Raw genomic sequence first — 18,051 nt, forward strand, 5'->3', positions numbered from 1 at the left:
CGCCTCCTCGGCCGTCCAGCTGGTCACGGCCCTTACGGCGCCGACTTCCCGGTGCCGAGGGGGCCCGGTACCCCGCGGCCAGGTACTCATGCCGACGCCGAACCGGGACCACGGACCGCACGCACCGGTGGCGCCGCGGGATCTCCCGTACCGGTGCGGGCCGCTGACAACCCCTCGGGAGTTACCGTGCGCCATGGACCGGCTGCGGCGTCTCCGCCTCGGCGAGCAGTTTCAGGGTTGCCTCGCCCGCCTCCGCCGGGGTCCAGCGGGCGCCCTTGTCGGCGGTGGGGCCCGGGCGCCAGCCCTCCATGACGGTGATGCGGCCGCCCTCGGACTCGAAGACCCGGCCCGTGACCCCCGTGCAGGCGGCGGAGCCGAGCCAGACCACGAGCGGGGAGACGTTCTCGGGGGCCATCGCGTCGAAGCCGCCGTCCTCGGGGGCGGCCATGGTCCCGGCGAAGGTCCGCTCGGTCATCCGGGTCCGGGCGGCCGGGGCGATGGCGTTGACCTGGACGCCGTAGCGGCCCAGTTCGGCGGCGGCGACGAGGGTCAGGCCGACGATCCCGGCCTTGGCGGTGGAGTAGTTGCCCTGGCCCACGCTGCCCGACAGCCCGGCTCCGGAGCTGGTGTTGATCACCCGGGCCTCGGGCACGCGGCCCGCCTTCGACTCGGCACGCCAGTGCGCGGCGGCGTGCCTCAGCGGCAGGAAGTGGCCCTTGAGGTGGACGCGCACGACCGCGTCCCAGGCGTCCTCGTCGAGGTTGACGAGCATGCGGTCCCGCAGGAATCCGGCGTTGTTGACCAGCGTGTCCAGGCGGCCGTAGGTGTCCAGCGCGGTGGCGACGAGGGAGGCGGCGCCCTCGGCGGTGGCGATGTCGCCTCCGTGCGCGACCGCCTCACCGCCGAGCGCGCGGATCTCGTCGACGACCTGCTGAGCCGGTCCGGCGGTCCCGCCGGTGCCGTCGAGGCCCACGCCGAGGTCGTTGACGACGACCTTGGCTCCCTCTGCGGCGAAGGCGAGGGCGTGGGCGCGGCCCAGGCCGCGGCCCGCACCGGTGATCACGGCCACGCGTCCGGTGCACAGTCCGGTCATGGGAAGAGTCCTCTCGTGGGTGTCCAAGAGCCCGTCACTTGTTGACACTTGCCGCGTCGAGGAAGGCGGGGCGCTCTCCTCCGCCATGGACGTGCAGGCTCGCCCCGCTGATGTAGGAGGCCCGGTCGGAGGCGAGGAAGACACAGGCGTCGCCGATGTCGGCGGGCGCGGCGAGTCGGCCGAGCGGGACGGTGCGGCCGACGGCGGCGATGCCGTCCTCGTCCCCGTAGTGCAGGTGCGACAGTTCGGTGCGGACCATGCCCGGGACGACCGTGTTCACCCGCACCCGCGGCGCCCATTCCACGGCCATGGAGCGGGCGAGGTGGTCCAGGCCGGCCTTGGCCGCGCCGTACGCCGCGGTGCCGGGTGAGGGTCGGGTCCCGCTGACGCTGCCGATCATCACGATCGATCCGCCGCCCTGCTGACCGCGCATCACCTCGTAGGCGGCGAGTGAGGCGGTGAGGGGCGCCAGGAGGTTCAGCTCCAGGACCCGGGCGTGCCGTCCCGCTCCGCCCTCGCCGAGCACCCGGAAGGGGGTGCCTCCGGCGTTGTTGACGAGGGTGTCGAGGCGTCCGTACTCGCCCCGCACACGCGCGAAGAAGGCGCCGACCGCGTCGGCGTCGCGCAGGTCGACGGAGAGGAAGCGGGCCGTGCGGCCGGCCGCTTCGAGCGGCTCGTCCGGGGGCCGGCGCGCGCAGGTCACGACGTCCGCGCCGGCCTCGAGGAATGCCCGGGCGATGCCGGCGCCGACGCCCCGGGTTCCGCCGGTGACCACCGTGACGCGTCCGGTGAGATCGATGACCGCCGCCAAAGGACACCTCCCGCAGCGCGCACTCCGCTGCTACCTTCTCGCCTAACAAACGTTTGGTGGAAAGGTAGCTGATCTGCTCATGGGTGTCTCCACCTCCGTCCCCGAAGAAGGCGTCGCCGTCGTCACCGTGGACTTCCCGCCGGTCAACGCCCTTCCCGTGCGCGGCTGGTACGAACTGGCCGCCTGTGTGCGCGCCGCCGGCGCCGACCCGAAGGTCCGGTGCGTGGTGCTCACCGCCGAGGGCCGCGGCTTCAACGCGGGTGTCGACATCAAGGAGATGCAGCGCACGGCCGGGCACGAGGCCCTCCTCGGCGCCAACCGCGGCTGCTCCGAGGCGTTCGCCGCCGTGTACGACTGCGAGGTCCCGGTGGTCGCCGCCGTACAGGGCTTCTGTCTGGGCGGCGGCATCGGGCTGGCCGGGAACGCCGACGCGATCGTCGCCGCCGACGACGCCGTCTTCGGCCTGCCCGAGCTGGACCGTGGCGCCCTCGGCGCGGCCACCCATCTCGCCCGGCTGGTGCCCCAGCACCTGATGCGGACCCTGTACTACACCTCGCGCACCGTCTCCGCCGAGGAGCTGCACCGGCACGGCTCGGTGTGGCGGGTGGTCCCGCGCGAACAACTCCACACGGCCGCACGGGAGTTGGCCCGGGAGATCGCCGCCAAGGACGGGTCCCTGATCCGCCTGGCCAAGGCGGCGATCAACGGCATCGACCCGGTCGACGTGCGCCGCAGCTACCGCTTCGAGCAGGGCTTCACCTTCGAGGCCAACCTCAGCGGTGTCGCCGACCGGGTCCGCGACACCTTCGGCAAGGGCCGCGAAGCCATCGGCACGGACCGGGAGCAGCAGTCGTGAGCAGGGACAAGACGATGACCGCCGAGGAGGTCGTCGGCCGGCTGGACAGCGGCATGACGATCGGCATCGGCGGCTGGGGTTCGCGGCGCAAGCCGATGGCACTGGTGCGGGCGCTGCTGCGCTCGGACGTCACCGACCTGACCGTCGTCTCCTACGGCGGCCCGGACGTCGGCCTGCTCGCCGCCGCGGGCAGGATCCGCACGCTGGTCGCGGCCTTCGCCACCCTCGACTCCATCCCCCTCGAGCCGCATTTCACGGCGGCCCGGCAGCGGGGCGCGCTGGAACTGGTGGAGCTGGACGAGGCCATGTTCATGTGGGGACTGACGGCGGCCGCGCACCGGCTGCCCTTCATGCCGGTCCGGGCCGGTCTCGGATCCGACGTGATGAGGGTCAACCCCGGCCTGCGGACGGTGCGTTCGCCGTACGAGGACGGCGAGGAGCTCGTCGCCGTCCCGGCCCTGCGCCTGGACGCCGCGCTGGTGCACCTCAACCGGGCGGACGTGCACGGCAACGCCCAGTACCTCGGCCCCGATCCCTACTTCGACGACCTGTTCTGCGAGGCCGCCGACGCCGCCTACGTCTCCTGCGAGCGGATCGTGGACAGCGCCGACCTGCTCAAGGACGCCGGGCCGCAGACCCTGCTGGTCAAGCGCGCCTTCGTGAACGGTGTCGTGGAGACACCGAACGGCGCCCACTTCACCTCCTGCGTCCCCGACCACGACCGTGACGAGGCGTTCCAGCGGGCCTACGCGCGGGCCGCCCGCGACCCGGAGACCTGGCGGGCCTTCGCCGGGCGGTTCCTGTCCGGGGACGAGGAGGCGTACCAGGCCGCGGTGGCGGCGTTCCACGAGGAGGAGGCAGGCGCATGAGTGACACCCGTACGACGACGGAGGCGACGCGCGCCGAGTACTGCGTGGTGGCCTGCGCCGAGGTCTGGCGGGACGCGGGGGAGATACTGGCGAGCCCGATGGGCACCGTCCCGACGATCGGGGCCCGGCTGGCGAAGCTGACGTTCTCCCCCGACCTGCTGCTGACCGACGGCGAGGCGCTGCTGATCGGTGACGTCCCGGCGGTCGGTGCCAGGGCCGGGGTGGTCGAGGGCTGGCTGCCGTTCCGGCAGCACCTGGCGCTGGTCGCGACCGGGCGGCGGCACGTGATGATGGGCGCGAGCCAGCTCGACCGGTACGGCAACCAGAACATCTCCTGCATCGGCGACTGGGCCCGCCCCACCCGCCAGCTGCTGGGCGTGCGCGGCGCCCCCGCCAACACCCTCAACAATCCGACCAGTTACTGGGTGCCACGGCACTCGAAGCGGGTGTTCGTCGAGCGGGTGGACATGGTGTGCGGTGTGGGCCACGACCGTGCCGCGGCGGCCGGTCCCTCCGCGTCCCGGTACCACCGCATCGCGGAGGTCGTGAGCGACCTGGGCGTCCTCGACTTCCGGACGCCCGACCGGACGATGCGGCTGCGCTCACTGCACCCCGGGGTCACGGTCGGCCAGGTCGCCGAGGCCACCGGCTTCGCGCTCACGGTCCCGGACGAGGTGCCGTACACCCGGGACCCCACCCCCGGAGAACTGCGGCTGATCCGCGAGGTCATCGACCCGACGGCGCTGCGCGAGCGCGAGGTGCCCGCGTGAGCGACATCACGATCGCCACCCCGCTGACCGAGCTCGTCGGTGTGCGGCACCCCATCGTGCAGACCGGCATGGGCTGGGTGGCCGGCCCCCGTCTGGTGTCGGCCACCGCCGACGCGGGCGCGCTCGGGATCCTCGCCTCGGCCACCATGACGACCGAGCAGTTGCGCGCTGCCGTCCGCGAGGTCAAGTCCCGTACCGGCGCGCCCTTCGGGGTCAATCTGCGGGCGGACGCCTCGGACGCCGCCGAGCGGGTGCGGATCATCATCGAGGAGGGGGTGCGGGTCGCCTCGTTCGCGCTCGCGCCCTCCCGGGAGCTGATCGCCCGGCTGAAGGACGCCGGCGTGGTCGTCATCCCGTCCATCGGTTCCCGGCGGCACGCCGAGAAGGTCGCCGCGTGGGGCGCCGACGCGGTGGTGGTGCAGGGCGGGGAGGGCGGGGGGCACACCGGGAAGGTCGCCACCACCGTCCTGCTCCCCCAGGTGGTCGACGCGGTCGGCATCCCGGTCGTCGCGGCCGGCGGCTTCCACGACGGCCGCGGCCTGGTCGCCGCGCTCGCCCACGGTGCCGCCGGGATCGCCATGGGCACCCGCTTCCTGCTCACTTCCGACAGCACGGTCCCCGACGCGGTCAAGGCCCGCTACCTGGCGGCCACGGTGGACGACGTCACCGTCACGACCAAGGTCGACGGACTCCCCCACCGGATGCTGCGCACCGAGCTGGTCGACTCCCTCGAACGCTCCGGCCGGGCCGGCGCGCTGCTGCGCGCCGTACGGCACGCGGCGTCCTTCAAAGCGCTGTCGGGCATGAGCTGGGCGCGGATGGTCCGCGACGGTCTGGCCATGCGGCACGGCAAGGAGTTGACGTGGAGTCAGGTCCTGCTGGCCGCCAACACCCCCATGCTGCTCAGGGCGTCGATGGTCGAGGGCAGGACCGACCTCGGTGTGATGGCCTCAGGTCAGGTCGCCGGTCTGATCGACGATCTCCCGTCCTGCGCAGAGCTCGTCGACCGGGTCATGGCGGAGGCCCGGGCCACGCTCCGCGGACTGCCCCGGCCCGAGTAGACGACTCCTCGGCGTCAGAGCCGCTCGACGATGGTGACGTTGGCCTGGCCGCCGCCCTCGCACATGGTCTGCAGGCCGTAGCGTCCGCCGGTGCGTTCCAGTTCGTGCAGGAGCGTGGTCATGAGCTTGGTGCCGGTGGCGCCCAGCGGGTGGCCGAGGGCGATGGCGCCGCCGTTGACGTTGACCTTCTCCGGGTCGGCGCCGGTCTCCTTCAGCCAGGCGAGCACCACCGGGGCGAAGGCCTCGTTGATCTCCACGAGGTCGATGTCGTCCAGGGTCATCCCGGCCTTCTTCAGGGCGTACGCCGTGGCCGGGATCGGCGCGGACAGCATCCGGATGGGGTCCTCGCCGCGCACCGAGAGGTGGTGGACGCGGGCGCGGGGTGTCAGACCGTGCTCCCGTACGGCTCGTTCGCTCGCGATCAGCACGGCGGAGGCGCCGTCGGAGACCTGGGAGGAGACGGCGGCGGTCAGCCGGCCGCCCTCGACCACCGGCTTCAGGCCCGCCATCTTCTCCAGGGTGGTGTCGCGCCGGGGACCCTCGTCGCGGGTCACCTCGCCGTAGGGGACGAGTTCACGGTCGAAGCGGCCCTCGTCGATGGCGCGGACGGCCCGCTGGTGGGAACGCAGCGCGAACTCCTCCATGTCGCGGCGGGAGATGCCCCACTTACCGGCGATCATCTCCGCGCCGGTGAACTGGTTGACCGGCCGGTCGCCGTAGCGGGCCCGCCAGCCCTCGGAACCGGCGTAGGGGCCCTGGGTGAGCCCGAGGGGCTCGGCGGCCTGGCGGGTGGCGAAGGCGATCGGGATCATCGACATGTTCTGCACGCCGCCCGCGACCACCAGGTCCTGGGTGCCCGAGAGCACGCCCTGCGCGGCGAAGTGCAGGGCCTGCTGGGAGGAACCGCACTGGCGGTCCACCGTCACGCCCGGCACCTCCTCGGGCAGCCCGGCGGCCAGCCAGCAGGTGCGGGCGATGTCGCCGGCCTGCGGTCCGACGGTGTCCACACAGCCGAGGACGACGTCCTCGACGGCAGCCGGGTCGACACCCGAGCGCTCCATCAGCGCCGTCAGCACATGGGCGCCGAGATCGGCCGGGTGGACGGCCGCGAGCCCGCCGCCGCGCCTGCCGACCGGGGTGCGGACCGCTTCGACGATGTATGCCTCGGCCATGGCCACTCCTTGGGGATCGGTGATGTCTGCGGTGTCAGTGCAAACCCGGCCGGCTCACCGGGTACCCGTACCTTCCGGCCGGGGCGCCCGCGGGGCTCAGGCGTGCTGGCTGCTGACGGACAGGACCTCCCCGGTCAGGTACGAGGAGTAGTCGCTGGCCAGGAAGACGATGACATTGGCCACCTCCCACGGCTCGGCCCAGCGGCCGAAGGCCTCGCGGGCGGTCAGTTCCTCCAGGAGGTCCGGCGTGGTCACCTTCACCAGGTGCGGATGCATGGCGAGGCTGGGCGACACGGCGTTCACCCGCACCCCGTACTCCGCGGCCTCCAGGGCGGCGCAGCGGGTGAGGGCCATGACCCCGGCCTTGGCAGCGGCGTAGTGCGCCTGGCCCCGCTGCGCCCGCCAGCCGATCACCGAGGCGTTGTTGACGACGACGCCCCCGGCGCCCGCCGCCTTCATCCGGCGCAGCGCCGCGCGGGTGCAGCGGAAGGTGCCGCCCAGGGTGACGTCGAGGACCCTGTCCCACTGCTCGTCGGTCATCTCGACCAGGTCGGCGGTCCCGCCGAGTCCGGCGTTGTTGACGACGACGTCCAGGCGCCCGTGCCGCTCCTCCACGAAGTCGAAGAGCGCGCCGACCTGTTCCTCTTCGGTGACGTCGCAGGGCAGTGCCGCGACGCGGTCCGCCCCGAACTCGGCGGCCAGCGCGGCCTCCGACTCCTTGAGCCTGCGGGCGTGGGCGTCGGAGAGCACGACGCGGGCGCCTTCCTCCAGCAGCCGGCGCGCGGTCGCTCCCCCGATGCCGGCGCCCGCGGCGGCGGTGACCACGGCGGTACGGCCCTGAAGGAGGGCGTGGCCGGGAACGTACGGCGGCGGGGGCGTGGTCACGGACGGGCCTCCTTCGGCAGGCCGAGTTCGCGTTCGGCGACGAGGGCTCCGGTCGGCCCTCGACGGCTGACGGGCCGTACGTTAACCTACCAAACACTTGTTAGGGAAGGAGGGCGGATGCCCGCTGCCCGCACCGCGCCCACGGAGCCCGTCGCCCAGAACTCCACCAGGGAGGAGAGCAGCTGATGGACCTCGACTTCTCCGCCGCGGACGACGCCTTCCGCGCCGAGGCCCGCGCCTGGCTCGCCGACCATGTGCCCGGCACTCCACTGCCCTCGCTGGAGACGGCGGAGGGGTTCGCGGCCCACCGGGAGTGGGAGCGCACCCTGTTCGCCGACCGCTGGTCGGTGGTCTCCTGGCCCGAGGAGTACGGCGGCCGGGATGCCCCGGTGCTGCGGTGGCTGATCTTCGAGGAGGAGTACTACGCGGCCGGTGCGCCCGGCCGGGTCAGCCAGAACGGCATCAACCTGCTCGCGCCCACCCTCTTCGAGCACGGCACACCGGAGCAGTGCGCCCGCGTCCTGCCGCCCATGGCGAGCGGCGAGGTGATCTGGGCGCAGGCCTGGTCCGAGCCGGAGTCGGGCTCCGACCTCGCCTCACTGCGCTCCACGGCCGTACGCACCGAGGGCGGCTGGCGCTTGAGCGGCCAGAAGACCTGGTCGTCGCGGGCGGCGTTCGCCGACCGCGCCTTCGGACTGTTCCGCAGCGACCCGGACGCCGACCGGCCGCACCACGGGCTGACGTACCTGATGTTCCCGCTGGACGCGGAGGGGGTGACGGTACGGCCGATCGCGCGGCTCGACGGCAAGCCCGCCTTCGCCGAGATCTTCCTCGACGAGGTGTTCGTGCCCCACGCGGACGTCATCGGCGAGCCCGGCCAGGGCTGGCGGGTGGCGATGAGCACGGCGGGCAACGAGCGCGGGCTCACCCTGCGCAGCCCCGGCCGGTTCACGGCCGCCGCCGACCGCCTCACCGCGCTGTGGCGCTCCGCCGCCGACCCGTCCGACACCGCGCTGCGCGACCGGGTCGCCGACGCGGTCATCGGCGCCCGCGCCTACCAGCTGTTCGCCTACGCGGCCGCCTCACGCCTGGCGGCGGGAGGCTCGATCGGGGCGGAGTCCAGCCTCAACAAGGTGTTCTGGTCCGAGCTGGACATCGCCCTGCACGAGACCGCCCTCGACCTCCTCGGCCCCTACGGCGACCTCGCCGACGACGCCGACGAGGCGCCCGCGCACGGCGGCTGGTCCGAGGGCTACGTCTTCTCCCTGGCCGGGCCCGTCTACGCGGGGACCAACGAGATCCAGCGCGACATCATCGCCGAGCGGCTGCTCGGCCTGCCGAAGGGACGCCGGTGATGCGCTTCCTCCTCGACGCCGAGCAGCGCGATTTCGCCCGTTCACTGGACGCCCTGCTGACGGCGGCGCGCACGCCGGACGTCGTACGGTCCTGGGCCGCCGGTGACACCGGACCCGGCCGGGCGCTGTGGCACAGGCTGGCCGAGGCGGGGGTGTTCGCGCTCGGGATACCGGAGCGTTACGACGGCCTGGGCGCGCTGCCGGTCGAACGCGCCGTGGCCTTCACGGAGTTGGGTCGGCACGCGGTGCCCGGCCCGCTGGTGGAGACGGTCGCGGCGGCGGCCCTCCTGGACCGGCTTCACGACGCGACGACGGCCGCGGCGTGGCTGCCGGGGATCGCCGCCGGCAAGGTCGTCGCCTCGGTGTGCCTGCTGTCCCCCGACCGTCCCTACGCACTGGACGCGGACGCCGCCGACGCGGTGTTCGTCGTCGAGGACGGCACCCTGCGCCTGGCCGAGGCGCACGGCCCCGTACAGCACTCGCTCGACCCGGCCCGGCGGCCGGCCCGACCGCTCGGCGGCACCGTGCTGGCCCAGGGGCCGGCCGTCGCCGCCGCGGCCGCGCACGCCGCCGAGGTCGCGGCGCTGTCCACCGCCGCACAGGCCCTCGGGCTGGGCCGCGCCCTGCTGGACCGGACCGTCGACCACGCCCGCACGCGCAGGCAGTTCGGGGCCGCCATCGGCTCCTTCCAGGCGGTCAAGCACCGGCTGGCCGACACGCTGATCGCCCTGGAGTTCGCCCAACCGCTGGTCCACGCGGCCGCGTTGGCGCTGGAGCGGGGTGACCCCGGGTGCGGGCGCGAGATCGCCGCGGCGAAGGTCACCGCCTGCGAGGCCGCGTACACAGCGGCACGCACCGCCCTGCACCTGCACGGCGCCCTCGGCTACACCGAGGAACTGGACCTGTCCCTGTGGATCCGCAAGGCCCGCGCACTGCGCACCTCCTGGGGCACCCCGACGGCCTGCCGGGCCCGGGTACTCGCCCCCTGACCGGCCGGCCGCTGCCGTCGGGACCGATCCGTCACCGCCGCCATGCTGTCGATCAGTGGTTGGGTTCCGCCCTGCTGATGTCCGCCAGTGCCGAGTGAGGGTCCTCCACGGCCGCCAGGTCACCGAGGCTGACGAAACCGACCGGGCAGCCGCCGTGCTCCACGACGGGGAGCCGGCGCAGGCCGTGCGTGCGCATCAGCTCGACGGCGTGGTCCGTGGTGTCCTCGGGTGTCACGGTCAGCACCGGCGGGCGGCTGCACACCGTGCCGGCCGTGGTGGTGTGCGGGTCCAGCCCTGCCGCGAGCGTGCGCACCACGATGTCGCGGTCGGTGAGCACTCCGAACAGATCGCAGTCGTAGGCGACCAGCACGTCACCGATGTCGTGCTCCCGCATGAGGAGCGCCGCCCGTTCCACCGTGGTCATCGGCTCCACCGCCACCGCGCCGGGCGACATCACGTCACGTATCCGCCGTGTCATCGGGCACCTCCCGGATCCGAGATGGTGAGGCGTACGGCCTCGCCGCCCGCGTAGCCCGGGACGGCGCGGGCAAACCGGCTCGTGCGGTGTCCGCCGCGCACGGTTTCCCGGCGGACGGCGGCCGCACCCGCTGCCCGCACCGGTCGGCGCGGAGCAGACGTGGCGCCGCCGAGCCCGGCGAGTGACGATGGAACCCGAGGGGGGAGTCGCAGAAGGGATCACGGCGGCCATGGTGGGTGACATCAGCGACGAGCTGCGCGCACGGCGCGAGGGCGAGAACGGTCACCGCGCGATGCCGCACACGGCCGACACCCGTCTGCAGGCCTGGGGCTCCACCCGGGAACAGTGCCTGACCGAGGCCGTAGGCGCCATGGTCGAGGCCTTCGCCGATGTGTCCGAGGCGCACCCCACCACGCTGGAACGGGTCCGTCTGGCCCCCGGCGACGATGCGGACCTGCTGGTCGCGCTGCTGGACGAGGTGGTCTACCGGCTCGAGGTGGCGGGCCGGATCCCCGTCGACGTGGAAGCGGAGCCCACCGACGACGGTGGACTGGCGGTACGGCTGTCGCTCGCCGACCTCGGGGACGTCGCCGTCATCGGTGCCGCGCCCAAGGGTGTCTCCTGGCAGGACCTGCACATCGGTCCGGACGCGTACGGATGGTCCTGCACGGTGATCGTGGACGTGTGACCGCGCACGCGCACCCCGTCCACCACCCGCCGGCCACGGACCGTCAGCCCTTCACCACTCCGAGCGGCACCAGCCGGGCGACCTTCCGGCACAGCCCCGCCCCCTCGCTGGCGGCGACGACGGCGTCGACGTCCTTGTACGCCTCCGGCGTCTCCTCCGTCAGGCCGCGCCAGGACTTCGGGCGCGCGGCGATGCCGGCGTGCCGCAGCCGTGCCCGCAGCTCGCTGCCGGTGATGCTGCGCGCGGCCTGATGACGGCTCATGGTGCGGCCCGCACCGTGGCAGGTGGAGTGGAAGGCATCGCCCCGGTCCACGCCGGCGAGCACGTACGAGGCCGTCCCGAGGGTGCCGGGGATCAGCACCGGCTGCCCGAACTCCCTTATGTCCTCGGGTAGTTCGGGATGCCCGGGCGGGAAGGCACGGGTGGCGCCCTTGCGGTGCACGCACAGCCGCCGCCGCTCACCGTCGACCTGGTGCGTCTCGATCTTGGCGAGGTTGTGGGAGACGTCGTACACCAGCGTCAGTCCCGTACCGGCGGTGCGCCGGAACACGCCACGCGCCGCGTCGGACAGCAACTGCCGGTTCGCCCGGCCGTAGTTGGCGGCAGCGGCCATGGCCCCGAGATAGTCCTGCCCCTCGGGCGAGTCCACCGGCGTGCAGGCGAGCTGCCGGTCGGGCACGGAGATGCCGTAGCGGGCCATGGCGCGGTCCATGAGCCGCACATGGTCGGTGCAGATCTGGTGCCCCAGCCCGCGCGAGCCGCAGTGGATCATCACGCACACCTGGCCCTGGCCGATCCCGAAGGCGGCCGCGGCCGGGCCGTCGTACACCTCGGCGACCTGCTGCACCTCCAGGAAGTGGTTGGCCGAGCCGAGGCTGCCCACCTGGCCGAGGCCCCGCTCCCGGGCGCGCTGCCCGACCTGTGTCACGTCCGCGTCGGCCACCGCGCCGCCGTCCTCGCAGCGCAGCAGGTCGCGTTCCTCCCCGTGGCCCTGTTCCACGGCGTAGCGGGAGCCGCCGTCCAGCAGCCGCTCCAGCTCTCCGGGGCCGGTGAGGCGCCACACGCCGCCGGGACCGGCCCCACGCGGAATCGCCCGGTCCAGGCCGTCCATCACCGCGGTCAGGGCGGGCCGGAGCGCGTCGCCGTCGCAGTCGGCGGCCAGCAGCCGCACCCCGCAGGAGATGTCGAAGCCGACGCCGCCCGGCGAGACCACCCCGCCGTCGTCCACGTCGGTGGCGGCGACACCGCCGATGGGGAAGCCGTACCCCCAGTGGATGTCCGGCATGGCGTACGAGGCGGCGACGATGCCGGGCAGCGTGGCCACGTGCACGACCTGCTCCAGGGACTGCTCGGCATCCCGGAGCAGCTCGCGGGACGCGAACACGACCCCGGGCACCCGCATGCCCGCGTGCGGCTCGATGCGGTAGCGGAAGGAACGTTCCTCGACCAACTCCATCGCGGCCTCCGCTCCGGCCCGGCGCCCCCGCGGTCACTGACCGTGCAGCGCGGCGAGCACGTCGTCGTCCGTCAGCTGCTCGAAGTCCTCGTACCACTCCCCTACGGCCAGGAAGACGGTCGGCCGCTGCAGGCAGAGCACCTCGTCGGCCTCGCCACGCAGCAGTTCGGCCGCCTGCGGCGAGCACACGGGTACCGCCAGCACCAGCCGCTCCGGCGACTGCCGGCGCAGCCAGCGCAGCGCCGCCCGGGCGGTCGCCCCGGTGGCCACCCCGTCGTCCACCACGATCACGGTACGGTCCCGCAGCTCGGGCGGCGGCCGGCCCTCCCGGTACCGCTGCTCCCGGCGGTGCAGCTCCGCCCGCTCCCGCTCCACCACGTCGTCCAGGGCCTCCTCGGTCAGACCGAGTTCGTCCAGGGTCCGCTTGTCGAACAGCGGAGGATCGTCACCGGCGAGCGCCCCGACGCCCAGCTCCTCCTGGAACGGCGCGCCGATCTTGCGCGCGACCACCACGTCGAGTGGTGCCTCCAGCGCCCGCGCCACCTCGCGGGCCACCGTCACCCCGCCGCGCGGCAGCGCCAGCACGACCGGATGCGTCAGCGCCCCCGCCTCCTGCCGGATGCGCAGCCGCTCGGCCAGCTCCCGGCCGGCGTGGACGCGATCATGAAACCGCATGCCCAGTCGACTCCTTCCACACCTCCGCCGTGCTCGTCACCGGGCCACGGCGTGCGGTCGTACGACGGCTCGCGTCCGGAAGGTGCGCCTGCTCTCACTCGCACGACCGGACGGGCACGAGGCACCTCCCTCCGGCGCCCCGGCCGGGTACCCGGGCTGCACGCCGTGACACGGGACACGCGCCGGCGTGTCCGCGGCTCCCGGCCCGGGTGCGGAACGGGGAGTATGGAACGGAGGAGCTGAGCGATGGCACGCATTCTCGTCGACGGGGACGACGTGGTCGTACACCTGTCGTGGTGGCACAGGGCGGCCGCCCGCCGCGGTGACGTGCGGGTGCCGCTGACGGCGGTGTGCCGGGTGACGGTCGAACCCGACTGGTGGCGCGCCCTGCGCGGGGTCCGGCAGCGCGGCACCTGGATTCCCGGCGCCTGGTCCATCGGGACGCGCGGGCACGCCGGCGGCACGGACTTCGTGGCCCTGCGGCCCGGCCGACCCGTCGTCGTCGTGGAGCTGCGGCCCTCGGCTCCCTTCCGGCTCCTCGCCGTGTCCATGCCGGACGACGACGCGGCGAGGGCCACGGCTCGACGGCTCGGCCGGACCGCACCGAGGATCGACACCTCCACGCGCTACCGGCAGCCGGTTCCGGTTCCCGAGGAGACCTCCGGCGGGAGCGCCCCTCGCCCCCTGCCCACGGCCGCCGAGAACGGCCCGCGCGAAGAGCGCGCACACTGAGCGACGACGTGTGCCGATCGGAGGGTCGTCGGGTTCGTGCGGCGGGACGGGGGCTCCGGAGGCCGGTTCACCGGCGCACGGACAGCGGGGCAGCACGGTGAAGCCCGCGCCTGCCACGACCGCGGCCCTCACTCCGCGCAGGTCCTCCGAGCAGCACCATGTCGAAGATCCCGTACGTCCACAACAAGCGCGCCGCAGCCCAGGTGGGACCCCAGGTGCGCTAGCGTGCTCTGCACTCGGGTCCGATACGGACAACTCCCCGCCGGGTGGCAGGTGTTCGCCCGGTGGATCAGCCGATGGGCGGTGCGGTGGCGTATGACGACGAAGGTCTCCCTCGCGGACTGGGAGCGTCTGACGTCGCGTGACGTCGCGACGAACGGCATCACTCTGCGCGTCTTCGAGCATGGCCGGCACCGGCCCGGCACACCGCCGGTCGTGCTGTGCCACGGGTTTCCCGAGCTCGCCTTCTCCTGGCGGCATCAGGTCTTCGCCCTGGCCGAGGCCGGACACCGGGTCCTCGCGCCCGACATGCGCGGTTACGGAGGAAGCTCACGCCCACGGGATGTCGAGGCGTACGACGTGCTGAGCCTGTGCGGGGATCTCGCGGGCCTCCTGGACGACGCCGACGCCGAGGACGCGGTCTTCGTGGGACACGACTGGGGAGCGAACGTCGTATGGCACATGGCCTGGCTGCACCCCGAACGGGTGCGTGCCGTGGCCGGCCTGAGCGTCCCCGTCACCCCCCGCTCCCCCGCCCCGCCGCTGCCGATCCTCCGTTCGCGCCTGGGCGACGACTTCTACATGGTGTGGTTCCAGGAGCCCGGAGTCGCGGACGAGGCGCTGGCGCGGAACGTCCGCAGGACGCTCGTCGCACGGGACATCTACTCCGCCGAGTGGGCGTCGCGCGACGAGGCGGAACTCCCGCCACCGCCGTGGCTCGGCGAGGCCGAGCTGGCCTACTACGTCAAGACGTTCGAGGAGACCGGCTTCACGGGTGGCCTCAACTACTACCGCAACATGGACCGCAACTGGGCGCTGACCCGGGAGCTGGAGGGCCGCCCCATCACGCAGCCGTCCTTCTTCCTCACCGGCTCCAGGGATCCTGTCGCGATGTTCATGCCCGCACAGCACCTCGGTGACGTCCTGACCGACCTGCGCGAGCACGTCGTCCTGGAGGGCGCCGGCCACTGGGTCCAGCAGGAGCGCCCCGAGGAGGTCAACGCCGCGCTCCTGCGCTTCCTCGGCTCCCTCGACCTGGCGCGGTGAAACCCGCGGCGCGCGAGGTCTTCGAACGCGATGCGACTGAAGCCCACCGGCGGCACACAGCACCGTCGCGGCCGGTCAGCCGCTCAGTACTTCTGCGCTCCCGCCATGATCGCCTGCCGTATGCGGTGATAGGTGCCGCACCGGCACACGTTGCGGATCTCGTCGAGGTCGGCCTCGGTGATCTCCCGGCCCTCCTCCCGGGCCTGGCGGACCTTGGCGACGGCGGTCATGATCTGGCCGGGCTGGCAGTATCCGCACTGGGCGACGTCGTACTCCAGCCAGGCCTCCTGCATGGGGTGCAGGTCCTTGCCGACGGTGCCGGGCAGGCCCTCGATGGTGGTGATCTCGTCATCGGCGCCGATGTCCTTCACAGGCACCGAACACGGGTTGAACGCCTTGCCGTTGATGTGACTGGTGCAGGCCTGGCAGACGCCGAGACCGCAGCCGTACTTCGGTCCGGTGACACCGAGGACGTCTCTGAGCACCCACAGCAGCCGGACGTCGTCCTCGATGTCGACGGTCACCCGCCGGCCGTTGAGGATGAAGGTGTGTTCGGGCACGTGATCTCCTAGTGGGCGCGGTCGAGTCCGTCGGTGGGGGACGCGGGGATCGGCGGCGTGGTGGGCAGCGGCTCGAAGCCGAGCGGCCCGGTGTGGTTGACCGGGAAGCTGGTCGGCATGCTCCCGGTGGCCCGGCCGTAGGCGCAGGCCACGGCGGCGGCCGCACCCGCGACGGCCAGCTCGCCCGCGCCGCCGGGCTCCCCGGTGGTCGGCGGCATGACGACGATCTCCAGCTCCGGCGGGGTGTTCCACTGCCGGGTGTAGAAGTAGTTGTCCCAACTGCCTTCCAGGAAGTGACCGCCTGCGAGGTGGAGGCCGGAGCTGAGGGTGATGGCGATGCCGTCCATGATGCCGCCCATCATCTGCGCCTCGAGGCCTCGCGGGTTGACCGCCAGGCCCACGTCGACGGCGCACACGACCTTGGTGACGCGGGGGCCGGTGCAGGCGTCGCGGACCGTGCGGCCGGTGGTCTCCGGCCGGCAGTCGATCTCGGCGAGGACGGCGACACAGGCGTGGTACTCGGGATGGACCGCGATGCCCTGCGCCGTCCCGGCGGGCATGCTCCGGCCCCAGTTCCCGACGTCGGCCACCTTGTCCAGGACGGCCCGCGCCCGCTCGTCCTTGAGGAACTCCCTGCGGAACCGGTACGGGTCCCTGCCCATACGCCTGGCCAGCTCGTCCACGACCAGCTCCTGCGCACAGCGCACATTGGGCGAGTAGATGTTGCGCATGGAACCGGTGTTGAAGCCCTTGTCGGTCTCGCCGAGCGACTGGGTGACGACACCGAAGTCGTACGGCGTCTGCTGGCTGAGCGCGAAGATCGTCTCGGAGAAGGTCAGATCACCCACGGGCAGCCGCGCGGCCGCCGCGGTGATGATCTCGCCGACTCCGTGGCCGAAGTCGGTGGCGACGGAGGTGTGCCGCTGGTCGTAGGTGAGCACCTGGCCGAGCGCGTACGTGGCGCGCACCCGCGAGGTGGCCATCGGGTGGGTGCGGCCCTGCCGGAAGTCGTCGGTGCGGTGCCACATCAGCCTGACCGGCTTGCCCATCGCCTTCGAGACCTCGGCGGCCTCAGCCGCGGCGTCGTGGAAGAGCTTCCGCCCGAAGGAGCCGCCGCCGTCGGTGACATGGACCTTCACCGCGGAGACCGGCAGCCCCAGCTGCAGCGCGATCTGCTCCTGGGCGACGACCGGGGACTTCAGGCTTCCCCAGATCTCGGCCGAGTCGTCTCGTACGTCGGCGACGGCACAGTTGGTCTCCAGCGCGCTGTTGCTCGCGAAGTGGAAGGTGAACCGGGCGTCGACCGACCTGGTCAGCAGGTCCAGTGCCGGAAGCGGGAGTTCGGCCCTGCGGAGTTCGTCGCGGATGGTGTCGTCGCTCTGCGCGTCGGCCGTTCCGGGGCCCCAGGAGACCTTCAGCGCGCGCACGGCGTCGATGCACTGACCGAAGGTACGGCCGCGGACGGCGACTCCGGTGGAGACGACCACGACGTCCGTGACACCGGGCATCGCCCGCACCTCGGCGAGGTTCTCCACGGAGCGCACGGTGCCGTTGATCGTCGGCGGCCGGCACACCATCGCCGGCAGGGCGCCCGGGATGTGCAGGTCCATGGCGAACTGCTTGCGGCCCGTCACCGCTTCCTGTGCGTCGATACGCCGCTGCGCGGTGCCGATGACCTGGAAGTCAGCGGCCTCCTTGAGCACGGTGGCGACCTGACTCGTCGTCACTGCGGCTGCTTTTTCGGCGAGTTCGCCGTACGTGAGGCTGCGGCCGGTGGCCGACGAGGTGATGACCCCGGCCCTGGCGGTCAGGGTGTCCAGGGCCTCACCGAGTTCCAGGGCCGCCGCCCTGAGCAGCCTGCCCCGCGCCACCGCTGCGGCCACCCGGATCGGTGTGTAGGTCGAGATCGTGGTGTTGGAGCCACCGGTGAGCTGGTTGAACAGCAGTTCCGGCCGCGCGTCCGCGAGCGTGACCCGGATCCGCTCCAGCGGCAGGTCCAGTTCCTCGGCGATCAGCATGGCACTGGACGTCGTGATGCCCTGCCCGACCTCCGCCCGGGGCAGCGCGAAGGAGGCCGTGCCGTCGCCGTCGATCCGGATGGTGATCAGGTTCGCCGTCGGCAGTGCCGCATCGGTGAGCATGTCGTTGAGGTCGTAGATCTCCGCCGGACCCGGCACGGAGGGCACGACGGCCGACGCCCGGTCCGGCGCGAGCACGGCCTCACCGAGTTCGGCGGCCACCGTCAGCGTCGAGGCGGCCAGCACATACCCGAGGAATCGCCGCCGTCCCATTCCGGCCGTTCCGGGTGCGCCGTCCATACGATCTCCTTCGGTCC

Annotated in this window: 18 protein-coding genes; 9 read left to right on the plus strand and 9 right to left on the minus strand. The window is 73.0% G+C overall.

Annotation, left to right across the window (positions count from 1 at the left end; translation table 11 throughout):
- Positions 1-181 precede the first annotated feature (181 nt).
- Together ACWDEN_RS01070 and ACWDEN_RS01075 are read right to left on the minus strand one after the other, a co-directional pair.
- Positions 182-1,093, minus strand: coding sequence for an SDR family oxidoreductase (locus ACWDEN_RS01070; RefSeq protein ID WP_351604106.1), 912 nt, complete (start codon positions 1,091-1,093; stop codon positions 182-184).
- Between the two features lie 34 nt (positions 1,094-1,127).
- Positions 1,128-1,904 carry an SDR family oxidoreductase gene (locus tag ACWDEN_RS01075; RefSeq protein ID WP_351604108.1) on the minus strand — a complete coding sequence of 259 codons (777 nt, stop codon included), beginning with the start codon at positions 1,902-1,904 and terminating at the stop codon, positions 1,128-1,130.
- A 79-nt stretch (positions 1,905-1,983) separates the two neighbouring features.
- On the opposite strand from ACWDEN_RS01075, the gene ACWDEN_RS01080 reads away from it, so the two are divergent.
- The 4 genes from ACWDEN_RS01080 to ACWDEN_RS01095 are packed head-to-tail and all read left to right on the plus strand — an operon-like array spanning position 1,984 to position 5,460.
- Positions 1,984-2,760 (plus strand): enoyl-CoA hydratase family protein, encoded by a 777-nt coding sequence (locus tag ACWDEN_RS01080; protein ID WP_351604110.1) that lies wholly within the window; start codon positions 1,984-1,986, stop codon positions 2,758-2,760.
- 14 nt (positions 2,761-2,774) lie between these two features.
- Positions 2,775-3,629, plus strand: a complete 855-nt coding sequence (locus ACWDEN_RS01085; protein WP_351604183.1) for a CoA transferase subunit A — start codon at positions 2,775-2,777, stop codon at positions 3,627-3,629.
- Positions 3,626-4,399, plus strand: a complete 774-nt coding sequence (locus tag ACWDEN_RS01090) for a CoA-transferase subunit beta (RefSeq protein ID WP_351604112.1) — start codon at positions 3,626-3,628, stop codon at positions 4,397-4,399. The genes ACWDEN_RS01085 and ACWDEN_RS01090 overlap by 4 nt, the downstream gene beginning before the upstream one ends.
- An 11-nt stretch (positions 4,400-4,410) precedes the next feature.
- Positions 4,411-5,460 (plus strand): NAD(P)H-dependent flavin oxidoreductase, encoded by a 1,050-nt coding sequence (locus ACWDEN_RS01095; RefSeq protein ID WP_351604185.1) that lies wholly within the window; start codon positions 4,411-4,413, stop codon positions 5,458-5,460.
- A 14-nt stretch (positions 5,461-5,474) separates the two neighbouring features.
- On the opposite strand, the gene ACWDEN_RS01100 is transcribed toward ACWDEN_RS01095, so the two are convergent.
- Together ACWDEN_RS01100 and ACWDEN_RS01105 are read right to left on the minus strand one after the other, a co-directional pair.
- On the minus strand, positions 5,475-6,632 hold the full coding sequence (locus ACWDEN_RS01100) for an acetyl-CoA C-acetyltransferase (RefSeq protein WP_351604114.1): 1,158 nt from the start codon (positions 6,630-6,632) through the stop codon (positions 5,475-5,477).
- A 96-nt stretch (positions 6,633-6,728) separates the two neighbouring features.
- Positions 6,729-7,517, minus strand: a complete 789-nt coding sequence (locus ACWDEN_RS01105; protein ID WP_351604116.1) for an SDR family oxidoreductase — start codon at positions 7,515-7,517, stop codon at positions 6,729-6,731.
- 185 nt (positions 7,518-7,702) lie between these two features.
- On the opposite strand from ACWDEN_RS01105, the gene ACWDEN_RS01110 reads away from it, so the two are divergent.
- Positions 7,703-8,872, plus strand: coding sequence for an acyl-CoA dehydrogenase family protein (locus ACWDEN_RS01110; protein ID WP_351604118.1), 1,170 nt, complete (start codon positions 7,703-7,705; stop codon positions 8,870-8,872).
- Positions 8,872-9,861, plus strand: a complete 990-nt coding sequence (locus ACWDEN_RS01115; protein WP_351604120.1) for an acyl-CoA dehydrogenase family protein — start codon at positions 8,872-8,874, stop codon at positions 9,859-9,861. The genes ACWDEN_RS01110 and ACWDEN_RS01115 overlap by 1 nt, the downstream gene beginning before the upstream one ends.
- 52 nt (positions 9,862-9,913) lie before the next feature.
- Here the strand turns inward: ACWDEN_RS01115 and ACWDEN_RS01120 are convergent, their stop codons facing one another.
- Entirely contained in the window at positions 9,914-10,339 is a 426-nt protein-coding gene (locus ACWDEN_RS01120; RefSeq protein ID WP_351604122.1) for a CBS domain-containing protein, read from the minus strand.
- Between the two features lie 229 nt (positions 10,340-10,568).
- Here ACWDEN_RS01120 and ACWDEN_RS01125 point away from each other — a divergent pair, with 229 nt between their 5' ends.
- Entirely contained in the window at positions 10,569-11,027 is a 459-nt protein-coding gene (locus tag ACWDEN_RS01125) for an archease (RefSeq protein WP_351604124.1), read from the plus strand.
- 43 nt (positions 11,028-11,070) lie between these two features.
- On the opposite strand, the gene ACWDEN_RS01130 is transcribed toward ACWDEN_RS01125, so the two are convergent.
- Together ACWDEN_RS01130 and ACWDEN_RS01135 are read right to left on the minus strand one after the other, a co-directional pair.
- On the minus strand, positions 11,071-12,483 hold the full coding sequence (locus ACWDEN_RS01130) for an RtcB family protein (RefSeq protein WP_351604126.1): 1,413 nt from the start codon (positions 12,481-12,483) through the stop codon (positions 11,071-11,073).
- A 33-nt stretch (positions 12,484-12,516) separates the two neighbouring features.
- Positions 12,517-13,158, minus strand: a complete 642-nt coding sequence (locus tag ACWDEN_RS01135; RefSeq protein ID WP_351604128.1) for a phosphoribosyltransferase — start codon at positions 13,156-13,158, stop codon at positions 12,517-12,519.
- A 246-nt stretch (positions 13,159-13,404) separates the two neighbouring features.
- Here ACWDEN_RS01135 and ACWDEN_RS01140 point away from each other — a divergent pair, with 246 nt between their 5' ends.
- Both ACWDEN_RS01140 and ACWDEN_RS01145 read left to right on the plus strand, forming a co-directional pair.
- Complete coding sequence (locus tag ACWDEN_RS01140; RefSeq protein WP_351604129.1) at positions 13,405-13,890, plus strand: hypothetical protein; 486 nt, start codon at positions 13,405-13,407, stop codon at positions 13,888-13,890.
- Between the two features lie 315 nt (positions 13,891-14,205).
- Entirely contained in the window at positions 14,206-15,156 is a 951-nt protein-coding gene (locus ACWDEN_RS01145; RefSeq protein ID WP_351604130.1) for an alpha/beta fold hydrolase, read from the plus strand.
- Between the two features lie 83 nt (positions 15,157-15,239).
- Here the strand turns inward: ACWDEN_RS01145 and ACWDEN_RS01150 are convergent, their stop codons facing one another.
- Together ACWDEN_RS01150 and ACWDEN_RS01155 are read right to left on the minus strand one after the other, a co-directional pair.
- The gene (locus ACWDEN_RS01150) at positions 15,240-15,716 is read right to left on the minus strand and encodes a (2Fe-2S)-binding protein (protein WP_351604131.1); all 477 of its coding nucleotides are present in this window, start codon (positions 15,714-15,716) and stop codon (positions 15,240-15,242) included.
- Between the two features lie 8 nt (positions 15,717-15,724).
- Entirely contained in the window at positions 15,725-18,034 is a 2,310-nt protein-coding gene (locus ACWDEN_RS01155; protein WP_351604133.1) for a molybdopterin cofactor-binding domain-containing protein, read from the minus strand.
- Positions 18,035-18,051 lie beyond the last annotated feature (17 nt).

It is taken from the genome of Streptomyces sp. NPDC001153 (genome assembly GCF_053598315.1).